Here is a 1436-nt window from a genome sequence, read left to right as displayed (position 1 = left end):
TGGGGTATTGAGTTTTCGGCTCAAGGTCGCCACTCAATGTTGCGCGTTTATATTGATAAGGAAGGCGGCGTGCTGGTGGACGATTGTGCCATTGTCAGCCGTCAGATCAGCGGTGTCCTGGACGTTGAAGATCCAATCGCCGTTGAATATACCCTTGAAGTTTCCTCGCCTGGCATGGAACGCCCGCTGTTCACTATTGAGCAGTTTGCAAAATTTGCCGGTGAACAAGTGAAGATCAAGCTGCGCTCGCCTTTTGAAGGACGACGCAACTTTCAGGGCCTTCTGCGCGGTGTAGAAGAGCAGGATGTCGTGGTGCAGGTAGAAGACCATGAGATCCAATGAAAAGGGCGTACCGGCAAACGTAATTTTTGAAGCGCTGGAGCTGGCCCTGGCCACTGCTACCAAAAAGCGTTTTGAGGACGAAGTTGATCTGCGTGTGGAAATCAATCGCCACACCGGTGCTTACGAGACTTTCCGTCGCTGGACGGTCGTTGAAGAAGCTGACCTGGACGATCCGGCCATCGAAACCTGGCCGAGCAAGGTTGCAGAAACGCATCCTGGCGCTCAGGTGGGTGATGTCGTCGAAGAAAAAATCGAATCGATCGAGTTCGGCCGCATTGCTGCACAGACTGCCAAGCAAGTCATCGTGCAGAAAGTTCGCGAAGCCGAGCGCGCTCAGGTTGTTGACGCTTACCGCGAGCGCCTGGGTGAAATCATCTCCGGCACCGTGAAGAAAGTGACCCGCGACAACGTGATCGTCGACCTGGGTAACAACGCTGAAGCGTTGCTGGCTCGTGAAGACATCATCTCTCGCGAAACCTTCCGGGTTGGCGTGCGTCTGCGTGCGCTGCTCAAGGAAATCCGCACCGAGAACCGCGGCCCGCAGCTGATCCTGTCGCGTACCGCGCCGGAAATGCTGATCGAGTTGTTCCGCATCGAAGTGCCGGAAATCGCTGAAGGCCTGATCGAAGTAATGGCTGCCTCCCGTGACCCGGGTTCGCGCGCCAAGATCGCGGTCCGCTCCAAGGACAAACGCATCGATCCGCAAGGCGCTTGCATCGGTATGCGCGGTTCGCGCGTCCAGGCAGTGTCGGGTGAGTTGGGCGGTGAGCGTGTGGACATCGTCCTGTGGGACGATAACCCGGCTCAGTTTGTGATCAATGCAATGTCGCCGGCTGAAGTGGCGGCAATTATCGTTGACGAAGATGCCCATGCAATGGACATCGCCGTTGGCGCAGACAATCTGGCTCAGGCCATCGGTCGCGGTGGTCAGAACGTGCGTCTGGCTAGCCAGTTGACTGGCTGGACCCTGAACGTGATGACCGAATCGGACATCCAGGCTAAGCAGCAAGCAGAAACCGGCGACATCCTGCGCAACTTCATCGACGAGCTGGAAGTCGACGAAGACCTGGCACAGGTGCTGGTAGATGAAGGTT

General features: G+C 56.8%; 2 protein-coding genes. Both read left to right on the top strand.

Annotated features, from left to right (window positions below; all coding sequences use genetic code 11):
* The coding region (rimP, locus tag ACIPL2_RS35120) for a ribosome maturation factor RimP (RefSeq protein ID WP_401365403.1) at positions 1–342 on the top strand (342 nt) is incomplete at its 5' end.
* Positions 329–1436: transcription termination factor NusA (gene nusA, locus ACIPL2_RS35115; RefSeq protein WP_401365400.1), on the top strand; the 1108-nt coding region annotated here is incomplete at its 3' end. The genes rimP and nusA, both read left to right, overlap by 14 nt.

Source organism: Pseudomonas sp. NPDC086251 (genome assembly GCF_044746405.1).
In the GTDB taxonomy this organism is placed as follows: domain Bacteria; phylum Pseudomonadota; class Gammaproteobacteria; order Pseudomonadales; family Pseudomonadaceae; genus Aquipseudomonas.
Note: the sequence above shows the minus strand (reverse complement) of the source record. Positions and strands in the feature narration are given on the sequence as shown.